Raw genomic sequence first — 20,608 nt, forward strand, 5'->3', positions numbered from 1 at the left:
GCAGCGGCCGTTATGTGAACGCCTCGGCCGCCGCGTTCGCGCACTCCCTCGCCGCACTCTCCGCGACTCGCGACCTGATGCTGGGTATGAATCCGCCCAGGGACAGGGGAAGGCGCGCGCGGCGCATGCCTTCAGGGGCGCGGGGAACTGCGCGACCAGCCCCCGCCGGGCGGGACCTTGGCGGATGGGGCATCAGGCCACCGCCCCGGCGCGGTCCGGTGGGGGCGGAGTCAGCTCGTCGGCGACGTCCAGGATGTGGCGGCCCGCCATCGAGGGGAGGCAGCTGCCCCGGACGGGGCCGATCGCGGAGGACCAGGCGTCCGGGATCGACGCCTCGCCGCGCAGGGCGCCGGCCAGCGCCCCGGCCACCGCCGCGGTGGTGTCCGCGTCCCGCCCCATGTTCACCGCGGTCAGCACCGCCTCCCGGAAATCGCCCCGGGCCACCGCGAACGCCCCGAACGCGAGCCCGACGGCCTCGGGCGCCAGGTCCGTCCACGGGTAGCCGCCGATGACGACCGCCTTGCGCACCGCCCGCTCCATCGAGAGCTGGGTGCCCTCGGGATCGCGCCGGGCCCGCCGCGCCGCCGACACCGCGCGGTGCAGGGACCGCGCGGTCCAGGAATCGTCGGGGACCACCGAGAGCGCCGCCTGCACCACGGCCTCCGGACTGTGGCTGACCATGGCGGCCGCCACTCCGGCGGCCACGGCCCGGCCGCCGTGGATGCCCTCGCCGTCGTGCGACACCGTGCCGTCGATCGCCACCAGCCGCGCCGCTTCGGCGGGGCGCCCGGCCGCGTACACCCCGAAGGGCGCCGCGCGCATGGCGAGGCCGTCGCTCCACGCGTGCCGGTGCTGGGCGGAGATCGGTGCGGCGAGCCCTCGGCGCAGGTTCTCCAGGGTGCCGCGCTCGCTGAAGCCCGCACCCCGGAACGGCCCCTCGTCCCGGTCCGCGATCCAGGTGTGCCAGGCCCGCTCGACGTGCTCGACCGTCAGCGCCGCGCCGTGCTCGGCGAGCAGCAGCCCGGAGAAGATCGCGTACTCGGTGTCGTCCGTGCCGGCCGGGTTCTCCGACACGAACCCCTCGATGCGGCCCCAGCGTTCACGGATCTGGGACGGCTTCATGTTCTCCGCGGGGGCGCCGAGCGCGTCCCCGACGGCGAGTCCGAGCAGCGCTCCGCGGGCGCGGTCGCGCAGCGAGATCGGGGCCGGGGGAGGGGGCTGGGGGACGGTGCGCAGCCTGCGTGCCGAGGGATCCGGGTCGACGCTGACGCTCATGGTGTGTTCGTGCTCATTTCTGGGGTCGTGCGAGTCGTGCGGGTCGTGCCTAGCGCTGGTAGCGGTCGAGGATGCGGTTGCCGTCCCCGGCCAGGCGCTCGCGGAGCTCGGCGAGGCCGATCCCGCCGTTGTAGTACTCCTGGTAGGCCGGGGTGGCGATCTTGTCCTTCCACTCGGCGTAGCCGCGCACCCCGAGGACGGGGGAGGGGCGCAGGGACGCCGCTATGTCGGCGCCGGTCCGCCAGCCGTACGCCGTCGTGGTGAGCGCGGGGTCCTTCAGTGCCTCGGTGCTGGTGGGCAGCAGCCAGTCGCCGCGCGCCAGTTGGACCTGGTGCCGGGCCTGCGTGAGGTACGCGACGAAGGCCGCGGCCTCCTTCTTGTGCCGGCTGTCCGCGGAGACCGAGAGGGTCTGCGGCGCCGTGCCCTGGGCCAGCCCGCCGGCGCCCGACGGCATCGGCAGCACCGTCCAGTCGAAGCCCTTGGGCGCCTGCTGCTTCACCTGCTGGCGGTACGAGAAGTTGAGCGGCAGCATCGCGTAGCGGCCCGCGAAGAAGCCCGGCAGGGTGTCGGAACCCGACATGCCGAGGCCCGACGTGGGGGCCGTGCGGTCCTGGTTCACCTGGCGGTTGATCAGCTGGGCGACGGCCGAGTCGCGGTCGTCGTAGCGGATCTCGTTCTTGCCGTCCCCGTCCTCGTAGAAGATCTTCCCGCCGGTGGACAGGGACAGGTTCACCGACTGGCTGACCGGTTCCTTCATGGACCAGGCGACGCCGTAGCGGTTCCTGCCGCGCGTCAGCCGTTCGGCGACGGCCTCGAACTCGTCCCAGGTCCAGGGGCGGTCGGCGGTCGGGACGCGGACGCCGGACTCCTTCAGCAGCTTCGCGTTGGCGATGAGCACGCGCGGCTCCTGGAGGAACGGCACGCCGTAGATCTTGCCGTCGAACGTCGTCGTCGCCCAGGCCGCCTTCGGGATGTCCCGCTTCAGGGACTCCGGGAGGTAGGAGGACAGGTCGGCGAGGTAGCCGCCGTAGCCGAAGTCCGTGAGGTCGGAGGCGTCGTCGTGGAAGATGTCCGGCGCCTCGCCGCCCTCGAAGGAGGTGAGGAGCTGGTCGTGGATGTTGTCCCAGCTGCCCTGGATGTACTTGACCCGGGTCTTCGGGTGCGCCTTGTTCCACCCGGCGACGAGCGCCTTGTTGGCGTCGACGGACTCCTTCTGCCAGGCCAGGCTGAGGAATTCGAGGGTGACCGTGCCGTCGGCCGACTCGGAGTCCGAACCGGCGCAGCCCGCGACGGCGGCTCCGGCCAGGCCCGCCGCGGCGGCGGTGAGGAAGGTGCGCCTGCGCATCAGCCCTTCACCGCCCCGCTCATCATGCCGCCGACGAGCCGCCGCTGGAGCAGCGCGAAGAAGACGAGGCTGGGGATGGTGGCCAGGACCGAGGCGGCGGCCAGCGGGCCGAGGTCCGCGACGCCCTCGGCGCCGAGGAAGCGGGTGAGGATGACCGACATCGTCTGGTTCTCCGGGGACTTGAGGAGCACGAGGGCGAAGAAGAACTCGTTCCAGGCGGTGACGAAGGAGAACATCAGCGTCGCCACCAGGCCGGGCGCGAGGAGCGGCAGGACCACGCTGACGAGCGTGCGGAAGCGGCTCGCCCCGTCCATCGCCGCCGCCTCCTCCAGGGAGGCCGGCACCGACTTGACGTAGCCCTGGAGCATCCACAGGGAGAAGGGCAGGTTCCAGACGACGTACACGATGATCAGGCCGAGGAGGCTGTCGATCATGTGCAGGTTCTTCAGGACCAGGAACAGCGGGATGATCACCAGGACGAACGGGAACATCTGGCTGACCAGGATCCAGGCCGTGCCCGCCTGGCTCACCCGCGTCTTGTAGCGCACCATCACGTACGCCGCCGGGACCGCGATCGCGACCGAGATCACCGAGGCGCTGACCGCGACGACCAGACTGTTGAGCGCCGAGCGCAGCAGCGGCTGCGCGTCGAAGGCCGCGCGGTAGTTGTCCAGGCTCGGGTGGAGCGGGATCCACGTCGGGTCGATCGAGCCCAGTTCCTGCGCGGACTTGAAGGACGTGGAGAGCAGCCAGAGGAAGGGGAAGGCCAGGAAGACCATGTAGCAGAGCAGGGCCGCGTACTGGCCCGTGCGGCCCGCGGTCCGTCGGAGCGTCCGGGAGGTGCTCATGCCGCGTCCTCCTTCAGCTTCTTGCGCAGGAACACGGTGAGCAGCACCGCGATCACGGCGACCATGACCAGGCCCATCGCGGCGGCGTAGCCGAACTGCCCGTACTTGAAGGCCTCTTCGTACGCGAACAGCATCGGCAGCCGGGTCTTGCCGCCCGGCCCTCCTTGGGTCAGCACGTACACCAGGCCGAAGGAGTTGAAGTTCCAGATGAAGTTCAGCGCGGTGACGGCGAGGACGACGGGCTTCAGGGCCGGCCAGGTGACCGTGGTGAAGCGGCGCCACAGGCCCGCACCGTCGAGCTGGGCGGCCTCGCGCAGTTCGTGCGGCACGTTCTGCAGACCGGCCAGGAGCACGACCGTCGTCTGCGGCATGCCCGCCCAGACGCCGACCACGATGACCGCGGGCAGCGCGTAGGAGAGGTCCGACAGCCAGTCGACGTTCTCGTGGATGAGCCCCAACTGCGTCAGCGTCTTGTTCAGCACGCCCGCGTCCGAGTGGTAGACGAGCCGCCACATGATGCCGACGACGACCTCGGGCATCGCCCAGGGGACGAGCGCGAGGGTGCGGGCCAGCCAGCGGAACCGCAGGTTCTGGTTGAGCAGCAGGGCCAGGCCGAGGGCCAGCACGAACTGCAGCGCCGTCACGCACACGGCCCAGATCAGGCCGATGCGGAACGACTCCCAGAACAGCCCGTCGTGGCGCAGGTCCAGGAAGTTGTCCACGCCGACGAACTGGGTCGGGGCGGTGCGCCCCGCCTGTGAGTCCGTGAAGGCGAGCGAGATGCCGTACAGAAGGGGGCCCACGCTGAGTATCAGGATCGGGATCAGCGCGGGGAGCAGCAGGAACCACGCGCCGCGGTCCAGACCGAGCGCGCGTTTGCGCTGGCCGGGAGTGCGGGGCGGCGGTGTGCCGCGGCTGCCCGGGACGGCACTGTCCCGGGAGGCGGTGAGACTCATGGCTCGAACCTCGTGACTCTCAACTGTCGGGCGCCGCCCGGCCCGTGGAGGCACGGACGACGAGGCGGGGCGGGGCGGTGGTGGAGCGGGGGATGGCGGTCCCGGTCACCGGCTCGGCGGTGTCGAGGCGGTGCAGGAGAAGTTCGGCGGCGCGCCGGCCGCGTTCGGTGGAACCCAGGTCGACGCTGGTCAGCGGCGGCCAGCCGGCCTGCGCGAGCATGCTGTCGTCCATCCCGGCGACGGCGACGTCCTCGGGTATGCGCAGGCCACGTGCGTGCAGGGCGCGGGCGGCGCCGAGCGCGAGCTGGTCGTTGGCGCAGAAGACCGCGTCGGGGCGGCCCTCCGCGAGCAGCCGGTCGGCGGCCTCGGCGCCCGACTCGATGCCGAAGTCCGTGTGCACGACAAGCTCCGGGTCGTACCCGAGTCCGCAGTCGGCCAGGGCCGTCCGGTAGCCCTCGTCGCGGTTGCGCCCGGGGACCGTGTCCGCCGGGCCGTTGACGAAGGCGATCCGGCGGCGCCCCGTGTCGTGCAGATGGCGCACGGCGAGCGCGGCGCCCGCGACGGAGTCGGCACGCACACTGTCCACGGGCACTCCGTCGGGCAGCGAACCTATGACCACGACCGGGCCCGCCGCGGTGCGCAGCGCCTCGACGTGGGCGTCCGTGATGCGGATGGGGCAGATGATGAGGCCGTCGCTGGTGCGGTCGCCGAGGCTGCGCAGCACCGCGAGCTCGTCGTCGACGACGGCGTCCGTGGAGTGCAGGAGCAGCCGGTAGCCGGCGGCCTTGGCGACGGTCTGGATGGCGCGGACCATCGCCACGTACACCGGGTTGCCGATGTCGGGCATCGCGAAGGTGAGCTGGCGGGTGCGGCCGCCCTTGAGGGAGCGGGCCACCGCGTTCGGCACATAGCCGAGTTCGGCGGCGGCGCGCTCGACCTTGAGGACGGTGTCGCGGCGGGCCCCCACGCCGTTCAGGACCCGGGAGACGGAGGCGATGGAGACGCCGGCGCGCTCCGCGATCGACACGATCGTCGGCTGACCCGTGCTCGTACCCATCGCGCTGCCCCCATGCCGTTGGTTGTCGCCTGCGTCGGTTGTGCCGGTCCTGTCCGGGAGATCCCGGCTTCTGTAAACGTTTCCCGTATCTGGAAACGTTTACAGATGTTGCGATCATATTTCCCCGCGGTCAACGGGCCGATCGCGTGATCCATCTCACGGGTGAGCCTCTGACCTCGTTGCGGAGGGTGCAAAAGCCCAGGTAAGTACGGCCTTCCTTGCTAGCGGAGGCCATTTTTCGCGCGTACTTTCGAGGCCGTAGGGAGCAAGGAACGCAGGCGATGACAGGGGACGGGGATCAGCGGAATGGCCATCATCGAGACCGAGGCGACGCTCCACGACGCGCACCGGGACAACCACACGCACCGCGATGTGAACGGCGGCTGGCTGCGCCCCGCGGTGTTCGGCGCGATGGACGGCCTGGTCTCCAACTTCGCGCTGATGGCCGGTGTCGCGGGCGGCGCCGTCGCCCAGCAGACGATCATCATCACCGGCCTGTCCGGGCTGGCCGCCGGCGCCTTCTCCATGGCGGCCGGCGAGTACACCTCCGTCGCCTCCCAGCGCGAGCTGGTCGAGGCCGAACTCGACGTCGAGCGGCGCGAGTTGAAGAAGCACCCGGCCGACGAGGAGCGGGAGCTGGCCGAGCTGTACATCTCGCGCGGCGTCGAACCGGAGCTCGCCCGCGAGGTCGCCGCGCAGCTGTCCGCGGACCCGGAGCAGGCGCTGGAGATCCACGCCCGCGAGGAGTTGGGCATCGACCCCGGCGATCTCCCCTCGCCGACGGTGGCCGCGGTCTCCTCCTTCGGGGCGTTCGCGCTGGGTGCCCTGATCCCCGTACTGCCCTATCTGCTCGGCGCGAGCGATCTGTGGCCGGCCGTGGTTCTCGCGCTCCTCGGGCTCTTCGCGTGCGGCGCGGTCGTGGCCAAGGTGACGGCCCGCTCGTGGTGGTTCAGCGGACTGCGGCAGTTGGCCCTGGGCGGGGCCGCGGCGGGTGTGACCTATCTCCTGGGCAGTCTTTTCGGTACGGCGATAGGTTGACGGTCGCCAGGTCACGGCCGGATGATGGCTATACAGGGCCTTGCATAAGTAGTCGTTACTGGACGGTTTCGATTACTTGACCACGGGGCATGAGCCGTAAGCGCTGTGGGCAATGAGGCCCGCGGCGCACCGTCGGCTCCTCCGGTCATCGATCTGCCCGCCGGGCCGCCTCTCGCCGCCACCCGCGGCGTCCGCATGTTGGAACGAAGTATCCACTTCTCGGGATTCGCTTCATCATGTAACCTGCGTGAAATTTTGCAGCAGCATGCACTTCGCAGTACCCAGCAGAGGGCCAACGTCGTCCCTCGGCACTTGAAAATGCCACGACGACGACGGGAGAGCCGATGCGTACGCCGCGCCAGCCGTCCCAGCATTCCGCCGGCCAGAACTGGTCGCACATGGATGCTCGCCCTGCCGCCCAGGGCATGTACGACCCGCGCAACGAGCACGACGCCTGCGGCGTCGGCTTCGTGGCCACCCTCACCGGTGAGGCGAGCCACACGCTGGTCGAGCAGGCGCTCACCGTTCTGCGCAATCTGGAACACCGCGGTGCCACCGGCTCCGAGCCCGACTCGGGCGACGGCGCGGGCATCCTGTCCCAGGTTCCGGACGCCTTCCTGCGCGAAGCGGTCGACTTCGACCTGCCCGCCGCGGGTGCGTACGCCGTCGGTATCGCCTTCCTCCCGGAGGCCGACACCGAGTCCTTCGCCGCGCAGGTCGAGACGATCGCCGGTGAAGAGGGCCTGAACGTGCTCGGATGGCGCGAGGTGCCCGTCGCCCCGCAGCTGCTCGGCGCCACCGCCCGCTCCACGATGCCGGCGTTCCGCCAGCTCTTCGTCGCGGACGGCACCTCGAAGGACATCGCGCTCGACCGCAAGGCCTTCGTCCTGCGCAAGCGCGCCGAGCGGGAGGCCGGTGTCTACTTCCCGTCGCTCTCCGCCCGCACGATCGTCTACAAGGGCATGCTGACCACCGGCCAGCTGGAGCCCTTCTTCCCCGACCTCTCCGACCGCCGCTTCGCGTCGGCGATCGCCCTGGTCCACTCGCGCTTCTCGACGAACACCTTCCCGTCGTGGCCGCTCGCGCACCCGTACCGGTTCGTCGCCCACAACGGTGAGATCAACACCGTCAAGGGCAACCGCAACTGGATGCGCGCCCGTGAGTCGCAGCTCGCCTCCGAGCTGTTCGGCTCCTCGCAGGCGACCCTCGACCGGATCTTCCCGATCTGTACGCCGGACGCGTCGGACTCGGCGTCGTTCGACGAGGTCCTGGAGCTGCTGCACCTCGGCGGACGTTCGCTTCCGCACAGCGTCCTGATGATGATCCCGGAGGCGTGGGAGAACCACGACTCCATGGACGCCGACCGGCGCGCCTTCTACCAGTACCACTCCACGATGATGGAGCCCTGGGACGGCCCGGCCTGCGTCACCTTCACCGACGGCACCCAGGTCGGCGCGGTTCTCGACCGCAACGGTCTGCGCCCCGGCCGCTACTGGGTCACCGACGAGGGTCTCGTCGTGCTCGGCTCCGAGGTCGGCGTCCTCGACATCGACCCGTCCAAGGTCGTCAAGAAGGGCCGCCTCCAGCCCGGCCGCATGTTCCTCGTGGACACCGCCGAGCACCGCATCATCGAGGACGACGAGATCAAGGCCGGCCTCGCCGCCGAGCAGCCCTACGCGGAGTGGCTGGAGGCCGGCGAGATCGAGCTCTCCGACCTGCCCGAGCGCGAGCACATCGTGCACACGCACGCCTCCGTCACGCGCCGCCAGCAGACCTTCGGCTACACCGAGGAAGAGCTGCGCATCCTCGTCGCGCCCATGGCCAAGGCCGGCGCCGAGCCGATCGGCTCGATGGGCACCGACACCCCGATCGCGGCCCTCTCGGCCCGCCCGCGGCTGCTCTTCGACTACTTCACCCAGCTCTTCGCGCAGGTCACGAACCCGCCGCTGGACGCCATCCGCGAGGAGCTCGTCACCTCGCTGCGCTCCTCGCTCGGCCCGGGCAGCAACCTCCTGGAGCCCACGGCCGCCTCCTGCCGCTCGGTCACCCTGCCCTTCCCGGTGATCGACAACGACGAGCTGGCCAAGCTCATCCACATCAACGCCGACGGCGACATGCCCGGCATGAAGGCCGCGACGCTCTCCGGCCTCTACCGGGTCTCCGGCGGCGGCGACGCGCTGGCCGCCCGCCTCGACGAGATCTGCGCCGAGGCCGACGCCGCCCTCGAGGCCGGCGCCCGCCTGATCGTGCTCTCCGACCGGCACTCCGACGCCGAGCACGCGCCGATCCCGTCGCTGCTGCTCACCGCCGCCGTCCACCACCACCTCATCCGCACGAAGCAGCGCACCCAGGTGGGCCTGCTCGTCGAGGCCGGTGACGTCCGCGAGGTCCACCACGTCGCCCTGCTCATCGGCTTCGGCGCCGCGGCCGTCAACCCGTACCTGGCGATGGAGTCGGTCGAGGACCTGGTCCGCGCCGGCACCTTCCTCAACGACATAGAGGCCGAGCAGGCCATCCGGAACCTGATCTACGCGCTCGGCAAGGGCGTCCTCAAGGTCATGTCGAAGATGGGCATCTCCACGGTCGCCTCCTACCGCGGCGCCCAGGTCTTCGAGGCCGTCGGCCTCGACGAGGCCTTCGTGGAGAAGTACTTCAGCGGCACGACCACCAAGATCGGCGGCGCCGGTCTCGAGGTCGTCGCCGGAGAGGTCGCCGCCCGCCACGCCAAGGCGTACCCCGCCTCCGGCATCGCCCCGGCGCACCGCGCCCTGGAGATCGGCGGCGAGTACCAGTGGCGCCGCGAGGGCGAGCCGCACCTGTTCGACCCGGACACGGTCTTCCGCCTCCAGCACGCGACCCGCTCGCGCCGCTACGACATCTTCAAGAAGTACACGGGCCGGGTGAACGAGCAGTCGGAGCGCCTGATGACGCTGCGCGGCCTGTTCGGCTTCAAGAACGGCGAGGGCGCCGACCGGCAGCCGATCTCCATCGACGAGGTCGAGCCCGTCTCGGAGATCGTCAAGCGGTTCTCGACCGGCGCCATGTCCTACGGCTCCATCTCGCGCGAGGCCCACGAGACCCTCGCCATCGCGATGAACCAGCTGGGCGGCAAGTCCAACACCGGTGAGGGCGGCGAGGACGCCGACCGTCTGTACGACCCGGCGCGCCGCTCGTCGATCAAGCAGGTCGCCTCCGGCCGCTTCGGTGTGACCTCGGAGTACCTGGTCAACGCCGACGACATCCAGATCAAGATGGCCCAGGGCGCCAAGCCCGGTGAGGGCGGTCAGCTGCCCGGCCACAAGGTCTACCCGTGGGTCGCCAAGACGCGTCACTCGACGCCGGGCGTGGGCCTGATCTCCCCGCCGCCGCACCACGACATCTACTCCATCGAGGACCTGGCTCAGCTGATCCACGACCTCAAGAACGCCAACCCGCAGGCCCGCATCCACGTGAAGCTGGTCTCCGAGGTCGGCGTCGGCACGGTCGCCGCGGGTGTCTCCAAGGCGCACGCGGACGTGGTCCTCATCTCCGGCCACGACGGCGGCACGGGCGCCTCGCCGCTCACCTCGCTCAAGCACGCGGGCGGTCCCTGGGAGCTGGGCCTCGCCGAGACCCAGCAGACCCTGCTGCTCAACGGCCTGCGCGACCGCATCGTCGTGCAGACCGACGGCCAGCTGAAGACCGGCCGCGACGTCGTCATCGCCGCGCTGCTCGGCGCCGAGGAGTTCGGTTTCGCGACCGCGCCGCTCGTCGTCTCCGGCTGCGTCATGATGCGCGTCTGCCACCTGGACACCTGCCCGGTCGGCATCGCCACGCAGAACCCGACGCTGCGCGAGCGGTTCTCCGGCAAGGCCGAGTACATCGTCAACTTCTTCGAGTTCATCGCCGAAGAGGTCCGCGAGATCCTCGCCGAGCTGGGCTTCCGCACCATCGAGGAGGCCGTCGGCCACGCCGAACTCCTCGACACCGAGCGGGCCGTGAACCACTGGAAGGCGCAGGGCCTCGACCTGGAGCCGCTCTTCTACGTGCCCGAGCTGCCGGACGGCGCCGTGCGCCACCAGCTGATCACCCAGGACCACGGCCTGGAGAAGGCGCTCGACAACGAGCTGATCAAGCTCGCGGCCGACGCCCTCGCGGCGAACGACCAGGCCGACGCCCAGCCGGTGCGCGCCCAGGTCGCCATCCGCAACATCAACCGCACGGTCGGCACCATGCTCGGCCACGAGGTGACGAAGAAGTTCGGTGGCGCGGGCCTGCCCGACGACACCATCGACATCACCTTCACCGGATCTGCGGGCCAGTCCTTCGGCGCCTTCGTCCCGCGCGGTGTCACGCTGCGCCTCGAGGGCGACGCCAACGACTACGTCGGCAAGGGCCTCTCGGGCGGCCGCGTCATCGTCCGCCCGGACCGCGGCGCCGACCACCTCGCCGAGTACTCGACGATCGCCGGCAACACCATCGCGTACGGCGCGACGGGCGGCGAGCTGTTCCTGCGCGGCCGCACCGGCGAGCGCTTCTGCGTCCGCAACTCCGGTGCCACGGTCGTCTCGGAAGGCGTGGGCGACCACGGCTGCGAGTACATGACCGGCGGTCACGCGGTGGTCCTCGGCGAGACGGGCCGCAACTTCGCGGCCGGCATGTCGGGCGGCATCGCCTACGTCATCGACCTGGACGCCGACAACGTGAACGGCGCAAGCCAGTCCGCGGTCGAGCCCCTCGACGACACCGACAAGCAGTGGCTGCACGACGTGGTGCGCCGCCACCAGGAGGAGACCGGCTCCACGGTCGCCGAGAAGCTCCTGGGCGAGTGGGACGCCGCGGTGGACCGCTTCAGCAAGATCATCCCCAGCACGTACAAGGCAGTGCTCGCCGCCAAGGACGCCGCCGAGCGAGACGGTCTCTCGGAGACCGAGATCACCGAGAAGATGATGGAGGCGGCGACCAATGGCTGATCCCAAGGGCTTTCTCAACCACGGGCGCGAGGTCGCCGAGACCCGCCCCGTCGGCGAGCGCGTGCAGGACTGGAACGAGGTCTACGTTCCCGGCTCCCTGCTCCCCATCATCAGCAAGCAGGCCTCGCGCTGCATGGACTGCGGCATCCCGTTCTGCCACAACGGCTGCCCGCTGGGGAACCTGATCCCCGAGTGGAACGACTACGCGTACCGCGAGGACTGGTCGGCGGCGCAGGAGCGCCTGCACGCGACGAACAACTTCCCGGAGTTCACAGGCCGCCTGTGCCCCGCTCCGTGCGAGTCGGCGTGTGTGCTGGGCATCAACCAGCCGCCCGTCACCATCAAGAACGTCGAGGTCTCGATCATCGACCAGGCGTGGGACCGGGGCGACGTCGCCCCGCAGATCCCCGAGCGCCTGTCGGGCAAGACCGTCGCCGTCATCGGCTCGGGCCCGGCGGGTCTCGCCGCCGCCCAGCAGCTGACGCGGGCCGGTCACACGGTCGTCGTCTACGAGCGCGCCGACCGCATCGGCGGCCTGCTCCGCTACGGCATCCCCGAGTTCAAGATGGAGAAGCGCCACATCAACCGCCGCATCGAGCAGATGCGCGCGGAGGGCACCAAGTTCCGTACGGGCGTGGAGATCGGCCGCGACATAGACGCCGCCAAGCTCCGCAAGCGCCACGACGCCGTCGTGATCGCCGCGGGCGCCACGATCTCCCGCGACCTGCCGGTCCCGGGCCGTGAGCTGAACGACATCCACTTCGCGATGGAGTACCTGCCGCTCTCCAACAAGGTGCAGGAGGGCGACTTCGTGCAGCCCCCCATCACCGCCGAGGGCAAGCACGTCGTCGTCATCGGCGGCGGCGACACCGGCGCCGACTGCGTGGGCACCGCCCACCGCCAGGGCGCCGCCTCGGTCACCCAGCTGGAGATCATGCCGCGCCCCGGCGACGACCGGAACCCGGTCTCGCAGCCCTGGCCGACCTTCCCCATGCTCTACAAGGTCACCTCGGCCCACGAGGAGGGCGGCGAGCGGGTCTACTCCGTCTCGACGACCCACTTCGAGGGCGACGAGGACGGCAACGTCCAGTGGCTGCACCTCACCGAGGTGGAGTTCATCGACGGCAAGCTGACCCCGAAGCCGGGCACGGAGCGCAAGATCCCCGCCCAGCTGGTCACCCTCGCCATGGGCTTCACCGGCACCGACCAGGAGAACGGCATGGTCTCGCAGTTCGCCCTGGACCTCGACGAGCGCGGCAACATCGCCCGCGACGCCGACTTCCAGACGAACGTGCCGGGCGTCTTCGTGGCCGGCGACGCCGGCCGCGGCCAGTCGCTCATCGTCTGGGCGATCGCGGAGGGCCGCTCGGCCGCCCGCGGCGTCGACCGGTTCCTGACCGGCGCCTCGGAACTCCCCGCCCCGATCAAGCCGACGGACCGCGCCCTCATGGTGTGACGATCCGCCCGGCTTGACCAAAGAACGTCCCGTACAACGGCGTACGGAACAGAGCGCGACGCTCGCCCCACTGTCCCCGACCGGACGACTGGGCGGGCGTCGCGGTGCGTTCGCCGTCAGTTGTGGAAGCTGATGTACCCGTTCCCGTCACGGTCGTTGCCCGACTTCGTGTACGCGTGGGTGTCCGCGTGCGCGCCCGACGGCTTGTACAGGTAGATCGTGTCCTTGTCGTTGTTCCACATGAAGTTGCAGTTGTTGCGGTACACGACGTTCTTGGCGTCCGAGTCCGTGCCCTTGCCGCCGCGCAGGCGGACGTAGTCGCCGGGCTGGAGGGTGTGGCTCTTGGTGAAGGTGAACCGGTTGCCGGTCTTGTCCTTGACCACGTACCCCTTGAGGTTCACCGTCGCGGTCCGGGAGTAGTTCTTGATGGTCACGTACTCCTTGTACGTGTTGCCGCCGGAGCAGCGGTTGTCGTCCCTGCCCGGGGCGTCGTACTGCACCCCGCGCACCTTCAGCGCCGAGCTGTACTCGGTCGCGTACGCGGGAGCCGCGGTCAGCAGGGCCACGGCCGCCACCGCGGAGACGGAGAGAACGGAGGTGGCGGTCAAAGCCGGACGTATCTGCATGTATGTTCCTAACGGGCTTGCGTGGAGACGGTGTTGAGCCTCGCGCAGGCACACCGCGAGCGGCGGTGTGCGCGAGCGCTACACGTTTCAGACACATCATCTTCACGTTTGGTTGCACGAGTGCGCCCTCGAAGTGCCCGTCTCACCGCACCCGGTACGTCTCTCCGTACACCTGCCACGTCAGCGGCGTCTTGAGGGAGAGGTTGCCGTCGTAGAGGAACCGGCGCTGGGCCGTGTCGACGCGACTGGTGTCGAGGCCCGCCTTCTTCGTCAGCATCGCCTTGCGGCGCAGGTCGAGGAAGATGTCGAGGTACGCCGCCTCCTTGCCGCCCTGCGACGGGGTGTCGGCCTCCCCGAGCGTCGCCTCGCGCAGGCCGTAGAAGCTGGTGGGGCCGGTGCCGGGGCCGTGGAAGACCATCGCGTCGTAGTAGATGAACTGGCCGAGTGTGCCGAGGCCGTCCAGCTTGGCGAGGCGGACCGCGGGGTCGAAGTAGACGCGGTCGCGTTCGTCGTCCTGGGCGTCGCGGAAGGCCTGTCGGCCGGCCTCGCTCTTCCAGGCGGCCGTGAAGCCCGGGTCCAGGCCGTCGTGCGAGTCCGTGCCGTCGACCTTGCGCAGGGCGGGGAGATAGCGGGCGAGGCCGTTGTCGGGATGCTTCTTCGTGTAGCGCTCGACCAGGGTCAGGAGGTCGTGGGTGCCGGTGCAGAAACCGATGATGCCGGCCGTGTAGCCCTGGCCGTCGCCTATGTCTTCTATGTAGCCGTACGCGCTGTGCCAGTCGAGGGTGGAGTTCTCGGCGCTGGCGACGATCTGCTGGGCCAACTCCTTCTTCTCCGGCGCGGCCAGGCCCGGCGGCAGGCTCGCGATCATCTTGTCGTCGGCCCTGCGCTCCGCGGCCGACCCGTCCTGCGCGGAGGAGTGCGCCGACGCCGACGCCGCGGGGCGGGCGGAGGAGTCGTCGCTCTCGCCGCCGGGCGACAGGAAGTAGAACGCCGCCGTGGCGGCGGGGGCCACGGCGATGAAGGAGAGGACCAGGCATCCGGCGCGTTTCATGCGGCACACAGTAAAGCCACGACACCTCCACCCCGGAGCGGGGTGGACGCCCACAGCCGCGGCCCACTATTGACTGGATGTCAGTCGAGGGTCAGGCTCGGGCGGAGTCACCCTTCCCGCACACAAGGTCACGGGAGGTCCTGTGAGCACCGAAGCGTTGTCGCGACTGGGGGAACTGGAGGAGGAGCTGGGCGCCCGGCCCCCCGCCGGCTTCGCCGACCTGGCGACAGGGCAGCTCACCGTGCTGAGTGACGCACTGCGCCGCGAGCACGAGCGCCGCGCCGCCGGTCTGAACGAGGCCGCGGAGAGGGCGCTCACCGTGGTGCCCGCGGTGGCCAGGGGCCCCGTCCGCAAGATCCTGTTCCGCCCGTCAGGAGGCCCCCGACCGTGAACAGCTCCGACCGGCTGCAGTGCCGTGCCGAAGTGCTCAAGATCGAGCGGGTGCTCGCCGTCGCCCCGGGAGGCCTCTCCTTCCTCGACGGGCGGTCCGCCGCCGACCTGCGGCGCTTTCGCGAACAGGCCGTCGCCGCGCTCTTCGACCGGGCGCCCGACATGATCGACCGGATCGCCGCCGCCACGAAGCTGGTGCCCGCGACCGTCTCCGCCGCCATCGCGCAGAAGGCGCTCGGGCCCCGGCTCGCCGGCGCCGTCGCGGGCCGGATGGAACCCGCGCGGGCCGCCGCCGTCATCGACAGACTGCCGGTCGCCTTCACCGCGGAGGCCTGCGCCCACCTCGACCCGCGCCGCATCCCCGACATCGTCGACCGGCTCGACGAGGACCTCCTCGTGCGCATCGCGGTGGCCCTCGCGGGCCGCGGCGACCACCTCACGATGGGGCGGTTCGTCGGACATCTGCGGGACTCCGCGCTGCTCCGGATCATCCCGCGGGTCGACGACGCGGCCGTGCTGCGCACCGGCTTCCTCATCGACCGGCGCGACCGGCTCGGCCGGATCGTCGAACTGATGGGGCAGGAGCGGCTGGCCCGGGTCCTCGCGGCGGCCTCCGGCGCGGGGATGTGGCCGGAGGCGCTGGCCATGGCCGGCATGGTCACCGGCGAGCGGCGCACCCAGATCGCGGAACTCACCGCCGACCGCCCCCAGGAGGAACTGGAGTCCCTGGTGTCCACCGTGGCGGCCCAGGGACTGTGGCAGGCGCTGCTGCCGCTCGTCGCGCTGCTCGACGACGACCGGCTGCGCACCGTCGCCGCGCTCCCAGCGCTGCGCGATCCGGCGCTCCTCGCGGACGTGGTGCGGGCCGTGGTGGCGAGCGGTCTGTGGGCCGTGTTCCTGCCGCTGGTGGACGCGCTGCCGGCCGGATCGCGCACGGTGATCGCCGCGACGGCGGCCGGGCTGCCGGAGACCGACCTGACGGCGCTCCTCCTCGATGTGGAGCGACGCAACCTGTGGGAACTGGTCCTGCCGCTGGTCGAGCTGATGCCCGAGGCGGGCAAGGCGCGCGTGTTCGCCCTGCCCGCCTTCCGGGCGGCCGGGCCGAGGGCTTGAGCGGGGCCCGGAGCCCGGCAGGGGGAGAAGCCGCGCCGGGGTGGGTCCCCAAGGCGGGCCGAGGCCCTGGTCAGGCCCTCGGAGCGGTCCCGTACGCTCGGGCTTCGTGATCGACATCGACGTACGGGACCTCCCCGCCGCTGACCGCACCGCCGCCCCCTGGAAGAACGGCGGCGGCGTCACCCGCGAGATCTTCTGCCACCCGCAAGGCGCGGACATGGCGGACTTCACCTGGCGGGTGAGCCTCGCGGAGGTCGCGGCCGACGGCCCCTTCTCCGCGTTCCCCGGCGTCGACCGCACCCTCACCATGGCCGACGGCGACGGCATGGAACTGACCGTCGGCGACCGGACCGTCCTCGTCGACGGCCCGTACGTGCCGCAGGACCTGCCCGGCGACGTCCCCACCGACTGCCGGCTGCTCGGCGCCGGAAACGTCGTCAACCTCAATGTCATGTGGCGGCGCGACGCCCTGCCCACGGCCCCGTCCGTCGCCGTCGTGCGCGGCCGCCTCGAAGTCGGCCCCGAAGCGACCCTCGTCGTGGCGCTCGGCGAGGAGGGGGCCGAGGTCGCGGGCCGGGTGCTCGGCCGGTACGACGCCGCGCTCGTCGCCGGAGTCGCCCCGCTCCGCGCCATGGGCCCCACCGCCGTCGTCCCCGTCCCGGTCGGCCCTCGATCCGCTTGAACCACCCGGGCCGAGAGCCGGCCGCGTGCTCAGCCGGTGGTCGACCCGCCGTCCACCGTGAACTCCGCCCCTGTGATGTACGACGCCGCGTCCGACGCGAGGAAGAGCACGAGCGGCCCGACCTCGTCGGCGCGGCCCATCCGGCCCAGCGGCAGATGCGACCAGTCCCGCCCGCCGACCGACGCCGCCACCATCGGGGTGTCGATCGCCCCCGGATGCACGGAGTTCACCCGGATCCCGTACGGCGCGAGGTCCAGCGCCGAGGACCGGGTGAGCCCGCGCAGGCCGAACTTCGACGACCCGTACGCCGCGTGCCCCTTGATGCCGATGAGTCCGGCGGTCGACGCGATGTTCACGATCGCGCCGCCGCCGACCGCTCTCAGCGCGGGCACGACGGCCTGGATCCCCAGGAACGGGCCCAGCAGATTGACCCTGAGCAGCGTCTCGAAGTTCTCGTACGTCTCGTCCTCGACGGACGCGGTGCGCCACAGCGCCGCGTTGTTCACCAGGGTGTCGAGGCGCCCGAAGGCGTCGAGCGCGGCCCGCACGGCACCGGCCCAGTCGTCGGCCGACGTCACGTCGTGCCGCACGAACAGCCCCTGTCCGCCGAGCGATGCGGCGACCTCGCGGCCCTCCTCCTCCCGTACGTCCGTCAGCACGACCCGCGCCCCGGCCTCGGCGAACAGCCGGGCCTCGACGGCACCCTGACCGCGCCCGGCCCCCGTGACGATCGCGACCTTGCCGTCCAGTGACATCCGCGCCGCTCCCTCATCGCTCCGGTGACAGCACACGCGCCCGGCACCGCGCAGGCGTCCCCCACGCGTCCCGCAACGGCCGCGCCTTCCGCAGCCACAACGACAGATCCAGCTCCTCCGTGTACCCCACGGCACCGTGCAGTTGCAGCGCCGCCCGGGCCGCCCGGTACGCCGCCTCACCCGCCGCCACCTTGGCCGCCGCCACGTCCTTCCCCGCTCTGGCGTCGGCTCGCCCGCCCGCGCCGTCGTCCGTGGCGGCGTCCCGGCCCGCCAGGGACAGCGCCGCCCCGAACACCAGCGGCCGCGCGAACTCCAGCCCGAGCAGCGCGTCCGCCAGCCGGTGCTTGACCGCCTGGAACGAGCCGATCGGCGCCCCGAACTGCTCGCGCTGCCCCACGTACTCGACCGTTCTGCGCAGCAGTTCGAGGCCGACCCCGAGCGACTGCGCGGCGGTGAGCAGCGCGGCCAGATCGCCGGCCCGCGCCACGGCCCGCGCCGCGTCCTGCGCGACGACCTCACCGGACTCGACCCGGAACAGCCGCCGCGCCGGATCGGCCGACTCCCCACACGCCTCCCGCACCGCGGCGCGCCGCACCTCCGACCCCGCCGCGACGAACACCGCGTCCGCGACGTCCGCGTCCAGCACGTACGCACGCGGCTCCGCGCCCAGCGTCACCAGGGCCCGGCCGGCGGCGATCCTCGGCAGCCACTCCTTCGCCGCCCCGCCGTCCTCCGCCAGGCCGGCCAGCAGCACCGCCGCGGCCGCCGTCTCCACCACCGGCCCCGGCACCGCGTGCCGCCCCAACTCCACGTACGAGAGCGTCAGTTCGACCGGCAGTGGGCCCAGGCCGTCGTACGCCTCCGGCACGGCGAGAGCGAAGACCCCCGTCTCCGCGATCCGCGACCACAGCTCCCGGCCCGGACCCGGATCACCGGCCGCCCACGCGCGGACCGCCGACGGGGTGTCCGCCGCGCCCAGCATCCGGTCGAGGGTGCGGCCGAACTCGGCCTGCTCCGTGTCCAGCAGGAACCTCATCAGCGGCGCCCCTTCGGCAGGCCGAGCAGGCGCTCGGCGATGATGTCGCGCTGTATCTCGTTCGTCCCCGCGTAGATCGGGCCCGCGAGCGAGAAGACGTACCCCTCGGCCCACTCGCCCGCCGCCGATTCCCCGTCCGCCCCGAGCAGATCGAGCGCCGTCTCGTGCAGCGCTATGTCGTACTCCGACCAGAACACCTTGTTGAGACTCGACTCGGCACCGATCTGCTCGCCCGCCGCGAACCGCGACGCGTTGGCATACGTGAACAGCTGGTACGCGCGCGCCCCGATCAGCGCGTCCGCCACCCGGTCCCGCACCGCCGGGTCCTCGCCGCGCTCCCGCCACAGCCGCAGCAACCGCTCGGCGGAGGCGAGGAAACGGCCGGGGGAGCGCAGGGTCAGCCCCCGCTCGTTCCCCGTCGTCGACATCGCGATGCGCCAGCCCCGGCCGGGCTCGCCGATCACGTCCTCGTCCGGCACGAACACGTCGTCCAGGAACAGCTCGGCGAAGGCAGGCTTCCCGTCGAGCCGGCCGATCGGGCGGACCGTGACGCCGGGCGCGCGCAGATCGAACATCAGATAGGTGAGCCCCTGATGCGGCTTGGGCGCGTCCGGGTCCGTGCGGAAGATGCCGAACGCCCGGTCCGCGAACGCGGCCCGCGACGACCACGTCTTCTGCCCGCTCAAGCGCCAGCCGCCGTCCGTGCGCACCGCCCGCGACCGCAGGGACGCCAGGTCCGAACCCGCCTCCGGCTCCGACCACGCCTGCGCCCAGATCACCTCGCCGCTCGCCATGGACGGCAGCACCCGCGCCCGCTGCTCGTCCGTCGCATGGTCGAAGAGCGTGGGGGCGAGCAGATTGATGCCGTTCTGCGAGACACGGCCCGGGGCGCCCGCCGCGTAGTACTCCTCCTCGAAGACGAGCCACTTGAAGATGTCGACACCGCGGCCCCCGAACTCCTCGGGCCACGACACCACCGACCACCGGTCCGCGGCCAGCTCGGCCTCCCACGCGCGGTGCGCGGCGAACCCCTCCTCCGTCTCCAGGGAGGGCAGCGGCTCGGCCGGGACGTGCGCCGCCAGCCACGCGCGCGCCTCGGCGCGGAACGCGTCCTCGTCCGGGGTGAGGTCCAGATCCATCACGCACCCGTCCTTCCGGCCCCGGCCCGCTTCATCGCCCCGACGTCCATGCCGGCCAGGGAATCGGCCGCCGTCTCCGCGTTGTGCGCGTGCGCCACGTGGTGCAGGCCGAACACCGAGTCCATGCCCGTCTGCAGCCCTTGCAGGTCCTCCGCCTGGTTCACCGCGCGCTTGGTCAGGGCGAGACCCAGCCGCGGCATGTCCGCCACCCGCCGCGCCAGCGCGTCCGTCTCCGCGCCGAGATCGGTCCGCCGCACCACCTGGTTGACCATCCCCACCTCGTACGCCCGGCGCGCGCTCATCCGGTCGCCCGTGAACAGGAACTCCTTCGCGATCCGCGGCGGCATCACCCACGGGTGCGCGAAGTACTCCACGCCCGGTATCCCCATCCGCACGACCGGGTCCGCGAAGAAGGCGTCCTCGCTCGCCACGATCAGATCGCACACCCACGCCAGCATCAACCCGCCCGCCACACACGCCCCGTGCACCGAGGCGATCACCGGCTTGGGCAGCTCGCGCCAGCGGCGGCACATCCCCAGATACACCTCCGACTCCCGCGCGAACCGGGAGTCGGCGCCCTGCTTGTCGGAGTGGTCCCACCACAGCCCCGCCCGCCGCTCGAACGGCAGGTGCGCGTCCCGCTCCGGGGTGCCGATGTCGTGCCCCGCGCAGAAGTGCTCGCCGGCGCCCGCGAGCACCACGACCTTCACGCCGGAGTCCGCCGAGGCGCGGTAGAAGGCCTCGTCCAGGGCGTAGGTCATCGCCGAATTCTGGGCGTTGCGATACCGCGGCCGGTTCAGCGTCACATGCGCGACCGGGCCCCTGACCTCGTACAGAACGGGCGGTGCGGCGTCGGTGTCTGGTCCGGGCATCGGAACCATCCTTCCCT

The 20,608-nt window shown here is 71.5% G+C and carries 17 protein-coding genes; 6 read left to right on the forward strand and 11 right to left on the reverse strand.

From position 1 onward, the window contains the following. Positions 1-192: 192 nt before the first annotated feature. From ABZ930_RS30655 to ABZ930_RS30675, 5 genes are read right to left on the reverse strand one after another with little or no spacing between them, the layout of a single operon-like run. The gene (locus ABZ930_RS30655) at positions 193-1,275 is read right to left on the reverse strand and encodes an ADP-ribosylglycohydrolase family protein (RefSeq protein ID WP_361554853.1); all 1,083 of its coding nucleotides are present in this window, start codon (positions 1,273-1,275) and stop codon (positions 193-195) included. A 49-nt stretch (positions 1,276-1,324) separates the two neighbouring features. Next, complete coding sequence (locus ABZ930_RS30660) at positions 1,325-2,620, reverse strand: sugar ABC transporter substrate-binding protein (RefSeq protein WP_361554856.1); 1,296 nt, start codon at positions 2,618-2,620, stop codon at positions 1,325-1,327. Continuing rightward, positions 2,620-3,468, reverse strand: a complete 849-nt coding sequence (locus tag ABZ930_RS30665) for a carbohydrate ABC transporter permease (protein WP_361554859.1) — start codon at positions 3,466-3,468, stop codon at positions 2,620-2,622. Before ABZ930_RS30665 ends, ABZ930_RS30660 begins: the two co-directional genes overlap by 1 nt. Beyond that, positions 3,465-4,424, reverse strand: coding sequence for a sugar ABC transporter permease (locus tag ABZ930_RS30670; protein WP_361554862.1), 960 nt, complete (start codon positions 4,422-4,424; stop codon positions 3,465-3,467). The genes ABZ930_RS30665 and ABZ930_RS30670 overlap by 4 nt, the downstream gene beginning before the upstream one ends. Before the next feature lie 19 nt (positions 4,425-4,443). Then, positions 4,444-5,481, reverse strand: a complete 1,038-nt coding sequence (locus ABZ930_RS30675; RefSeq protein WP_361554865.1) for a LacI family DNA-binding transcriptional regulator — start codon at positions 5,479-5,481, stop codon at positions 4,444-4,446. A 306-nt stretch (positions 5,482-5,787) separates the two neighbouring features. On the opposite strand from ABZ930_RS30675, the gene ABZ930_RS30680 reads away from it, so the two are divergent. The 3 genes from ABZ930_RS30680 to ABZ930_RS30690 all read left to right on the forward strand — a co-directional run bounded on the left by ABZ930_RS30680 (position 5,788) and on the right by ABZ930_RS30690 (position 12,927). Beyond that, complete coding sequence (locus ABZ930_RS30680) at positions 5,788-6,519, forward strand: VIT1/CCC1 transporter family protein (RefSeq protein ID WP_361554868.1); 732 nt, start codon at positions 5,788-5,790, stop codon at positions 6,517-6,519. Positions 6,520-6,863: 344 nt separating this feature from the next. Further along, positions 6,864-11,471, forward strand: a complete 4,608-nt coding sequence (gene gltB / locus ABZ930_RS30685) for a glutamate synthase large subunit (RefSeq protein ID WP_361554871.1) — start codon at positions 6,864-6,866, stop codon at positions 11,469-11,471. Continuing rightward, the gene (locus ABZ930_RS30690; RefSeq protein ID WP_361554874.1) at positions 11,464-12,927 is read left to right on the forward strand and encodes a glutamate synthase subunit beta; all 1,464 of its coding nucleotides are present in this window, start codon (positions 11,464-11,466) and stop codon (positions 12,925-12,927) included. The genes gltB and ABZ930_RS30690 overlap by 8 nt, the downstream gene beginning before the upstream one ends. 116 nt (positions 12,928-13,043) lie before the next feature. Here the strand turns inward: ABZ930_RS30690 and ABZ930_RS30695 are convergent, their stop codons facing one another. Together ABZ930_RS30695 and ABZ930_RS30700 are read right to left on the reverse strand one after the other, a co-directional pair. Next, complete coding sequence (locus ABZ930_RS30695; RefSeq protein ID WP_361554877.1) at positions 13,044-13,553, reverse strand: lamin tail domain-containing protein; 510 nt, start codon at positions 13,551-13,553, stop codon at positions 13,044-13,046. A 142-nt stretch (positions 13,554-13,695) separates the two neighbouring features. After that, positions 13,696-14,604, reverse strand: a complete 909-nt coding sequence (locus tag ABZ930_RS30700; RefSeq protein ID WP_361554880.1) for a chitosanase — start codon at positions 14,602-14,604, stop codon at positions 13,696-13,698. A 142-nt stretch (positions 14,605-14,746) separates the two neighbouring features. Between ABZ930_RS30700 and ABZ930_RS30705 the strand changes: the two genes are divergently transcribed. From ABZ930_RS30705 to ABZ930_RS30715, 3 genes are all read left to right on the forward strand, one after another. Next, positions 14,747-14,995 carry a hypothetical protein gene (locus ABZ930_RS30705; RefSeq protein ID WP_361554883.1) on the forward strand — a complete coding sequence of 83 codons (249 nt, stop codon included), beginning with the start codon at positions 14,747-14,749 and terminating at the stop codon, positions 14,993-14,995. Next, complete coding sequence (locus ABZ930_RS30710) at positions 14,992-16,107, forward strand: hypothetical protein (RefSeq protein WP_361554886.1); 1,116 nt, start codon at positions 14,992-14,994, stop codon at positions 16,105-16,107. Before ABZ930_RS30705 ends, ABZ930_RS30710 begins: the two co-directional genes overlap by 4 nt. A 106-nt stretch (positions 16,108-16,213) precedes the next feature. Beyond that, entirely contained in the window at positions 16,214-16,789 is a 576-nt protein-coding gene (locus tag ABZ930_RS30715; RefSeq protein WP_361554889.1) for a HutD family protein, read from the forward strand. A gap of 29 nt (positions 16,790-16,818) precedes the next feature. Here the strand turns inward: ABZ930_RS30715 and ABZ930_RS30720 are convergent, their stop codons facing one another. From ABZ930_RS30720 to ABZ930_RS30735, 4 genes are read right to left on the reverse strand one after another with little or no spacing between them, the layout of a single operon-like run. After that, positions 16,819-17,544, reverse strand: a complete 726-nt coding sequence (locus ABZ930_RS30720) for a glucose 1-dehydrogenase (protein WP_361554892.1) — start codon at positions 17,542-17,544, stop codon at positions 16,819-16,821. A 13-nt stretch (positions 17,545-17,557) separates the two neighbouring features. Beyond that, complete coding sequence (locus ABZ930_RS30725; RefSeq protein ID WP_361554895.1) at positions 17,558-18,580, reverse strand: acyl-CoA dehydrogenase family protein; 1,023 nt, start codon at positions 18,578-18,580, stop codon at positions 17,558-17,560. After that, complete coding sequence (locus tag ABZ930_RS30730) at positions 18,580-19,719, reverse strand: acyl-CoA dehydrogenase family protein (protein ID WP_361554898.1); 1,140 nt, start codon at positions 19,717-19,719, stop codon at positions 18,580-18,582. The genes ABZ930_RS30725 and ABZ930_RS30730 overlap by 1 nt, the downstream gene beginning before the upstream one ends. Continuing rightward, positions 19,719-20,591 (reverse strand): enoyl-CoA hydratase, encoded by an 873-nt coding sequence (locus tag ABZ930_RS30735; RefSeq protein ID WP_361554901.1) that lies wholly within the window; start codon positions 20,589-20,591, stop codon positions 19,719-19,721. Before ABZ930_RS30735 ends, ABZ930_RS30730 begins: the two co-directional genes overlap by 1 nt. Positions 20,592-20,608: the final 17 nt, after the last annotated feature.

The sequence above is a fragment of the Streptomyces sp. NPDC046716 genome, assembly GCF_040645755.1.
GTDB lineage: Bacteria > Actinomycetota > Actinomycetes > Streptomycetales > Streptomycetaceae > Streptomyces.

Coding starts and splice junctions, on each gene's coding strand:
- ABZ930_RS30655 (WP_361554853.1), bottom strand. CDS start 1,275: ATGAGCGTCAGCGTCGACCCGGATCCCTCGGCACGCAGGCTGCGCACC.
- ABZ930_RS30660 (WP_361554856.1), bottom strand. CDS start 2,620: ATGCGCAGGCGCACCTTCCTCACCGCCGCCGCGGCGGGCCTGGCCGGA.
- ABZ930_RS30665 (WP_361554859.1), bottom strand. CDS start 3,468: ATGAGCACCTCCCGGACGCTCCGACGGACCGCGGGCCGCACGGGCCAG.
- ABZ930_RS30670 (WP_361554862.1), bottom strand. CDS start 4,424: ATGAGTCTCACCGCCTCCCGGGACAGTGCCGTCCCGGGCAGCCGCGGC.
- ABZ930_RS30675 (WP_361554865.1), bottom strand. CDS start 5,481: ATGGGTACGAGCACGGGTCAGCCGACGATCGTGTCGATCGCGGAGCGC.
- ABZ930_RS30680 (WP_361554868.1), top strand. CDS start 5,788: ATGGCCATCATCGAGACCGAGGCGACGCTCCACGACGCGCACCGGGAC.
- gltB (WP_361554871.1), top strand. CDS start 6,864: ATGCGTACGCCGCGCCAGCCGTCCCAGCATTCCGCCGGCCAGAACTGG.
- ABZ930_RS30690 (WP_361554874.1), top strand. CDS start 11,464: ATGGCTGATCCCAAGGGCTTTCTCAACCACGGGCGCGAGGTCGCCGAG.
- ABZ930_RS30695 (WP_361554877.1), bottom strand. CDS start 13,553: ATGCAGATACGTCCGGCTTTGACCGCCACCTCCGTTCTCTCCGTCTCC.
- ABZ930_RS30700 (WP_361554880.1), bottom strand. CDS start 14,604: ATGAAACGCGCCGGATGCCTGGTCCTCTCCTTCATCGCCGTGGCCCCC.
- ABZ930_RS30720 (WP_361554892.1), bottom strand. CDS start 17,544: ATGTCACTGGACGGCAAGGTCGCGATCGTCACGGGGGCCGGGCGCGGT.
- ABZ930_RS30725 (WP_361554895.1), bottom strand. CDS start 18,580: ATGAGGTTCCTGCTGGACACGGAGCAGGCCGAGTTCGGCCGCACCCTC.
- ABZ930_RS30730 (WP_361554898.1), bottom strand. CDS start 19,719: ATGGATCTGGACCTCACCCCGGACGAGGACGCGTTCCGCGCCGAGGCG.
- ABZ930_RS30735 (WP_361554901.1), bottom strand. CDS start 20,591: ATGCCCGGACCAGACACCGACGCCGCACCGCCCGTTCTGTACGAGGTC.